We start from the raw sequence: 1,442 nt of genomic DNA, 5'->3' as shown, positions 1-1,442 counted from the left end.
CCCCGCGATGATCATCGCCGAAAAACTGCGTCGCGGCATCGCCGAAGATCGCAGCGACAATCTGCCGCCTTTCACCATCTGCGTGGGCGTCGCCGTCAGTGAGCACGGCGACAAGAAAATGGATGACCTCTTGCAGCGTGCCGACAGCGCGTTGCAGATGGCCAAGTCAGAAGGACAGAATCGGATTTCCTGTTTGAACAGACCGATGACGGAAAGACCAACACCCAGCGACGCTGCGCCTCAAAATACCGAGATTACATCCTGATTCTGACGTAGCAGCAGAGTCTTGCGGGATGGTCCGGCACACAGCTATTGCCGCCGGCCGTCCCATCGATTTGGTTTCAGGAATAGCGGTTGCGCCGCGCAGGCGTTTTCTCCAGAGAAGGATTTATTCGAAACCGCGAATGTCCTTGTCGTTGAATTTCGGCAGCGTCCAGTGATAGCGGATCGCCAGCAGCCGGAACAGAAATCCCACGCCCAGCGCCGTCAGCGTCGACACCGATGCGTCGATGTTCAGCCATAGCATTCCGACGTACAAGCCGCCCGTAACGAGCGAGACGCTGGCATACACTTCGCGTTGCAGCACCAGCGGGATTTCATTGCACAGCACGTCGCGCAACAGGCCGCCGAAGACGCCGGTGATCATGCCGAATATCACCACGACAAAGGGATTGAAATGCGCGAAGCCGCGCGCGATGTCGCAGCCGATGATGGTGAAGGCGACCAGGCCGAGCGCGTCGACGACCAGGAAGGCGGATTTGAAATGATGCATCTTGCGCGCGGCCACGGCCGTGACGACAGCGGCGCAGATGGTGAAGGCGAGGTATTCCGGATGCGCCACCCATCCCAGCGGATAGTGGCCGATCAATATGTCGCGCACGGTGCCGCCGCCGAGCGCGGCGACCGTGCCGATGAGACAGATGCCGAACAGGTCCATCTCGCGGCGGATGCCCATGATGGCGCCCGACATGGCTTCGGCGGAGATGGCGATCAGGTAGATGGTGTATAGCAGCATCGGCGTTGGCCTCGTTTTGTCATGATCAAAGAATACCGGAGATGTCCGGTTCTGCACCGCCTCACGTTCGGATCACGCCAGCAAGTCCTGCCGCTCCTGCACGATCTCCGCCACCAGCTCGGCGATGCGTTGCACGCGCGGAGAGCGGCGCAGGTCGGGATGCACGGTGAGCCACAACTCACGCTGCCACGGCGGCTGGCCGCTGTCGAACCCGGTCAGTTCGGCGTCGCCGCGCGCGATGAAGTGGGGCAGGATGGTCAGGCCGAGCCCGGCGCGGCAAGCCTGGTGCAACAGGGAAAAATCATTGGCGGTCATGACGTAGGGGGCGCCGTCGGCGTACTGCGCCAGCCAGGCTTGGTGCGGGCCGCCTTGCAACGCTTCGCCGTAACCGATGAACTGGCGTTTGTTGCGGGCAGTGCGCTTCCAG

General features: G+C 61.7%; 3 protein-coding genes. 1 reads left to right on the top strand and 2 read right to left on the bottom strand.

Annotation, left to right across the window (positions count from 1 at the left end):
* Positions 1–265 (top strand): GGDEF domain-containing protein (locus HLUSI_RS0114180; RefSeq protein ID WP_029363526.1); only part of this gene is annotated, 265 nt, incomplete at its 5' end.
* Positions 266–388: 123 nt separating this feature from the next.
* Here HLUSI_RS0114180 and HLUSI_RS0114175 read toward each other — a convergent pair.
* Complete coding sequence (locus HLUSI_RS0114175; protein WP_016834592.1) at positions 389–1,015, bottom strand: trimeric intracellular cation channel family protein; 627 nt, start codon at positions 1,013–1,015, stop codon at positions 389–391.
* A 72-nt stretch (positions 1,016–1,087) separates the two neighbouring features.
* A partial coding sequence (locus tag HLUSI_RS0114170; protein WP_016834591.1) for a LysR substrate-binding domain-containing protein occupies positions 1,088–1,442 on the bottom strand: 355 nt, incomplete at its 5' end.

The sequence above is a fragment of the Herbaspirillum lusitanum P6-12 genome, from assembly GCF_000256565.1.
Lineage (GTDB): Bacteria > Pseudomonadota > Gammaproteobacteria > Burkholderiales > Burkholderiaceae_D > Herbaspirillum > Herbaspirillum lusitanum.
The sequence above is the reverse complement of the archived record's forward strand: the minus strand, read 5'-3'. Positions and strand labels throughout refer to the sequence as shown.

Bases quoted from the DNA above. Each gene is read 5' to 3' on its own strand.
- HLUSI_RS0114175 (WP_016834592.1), bottom strand. From the start codon at position 1,015: ATGCTGCTATACACCATCTACCTGATCGCCATCTCCGCCGAAGCCATG.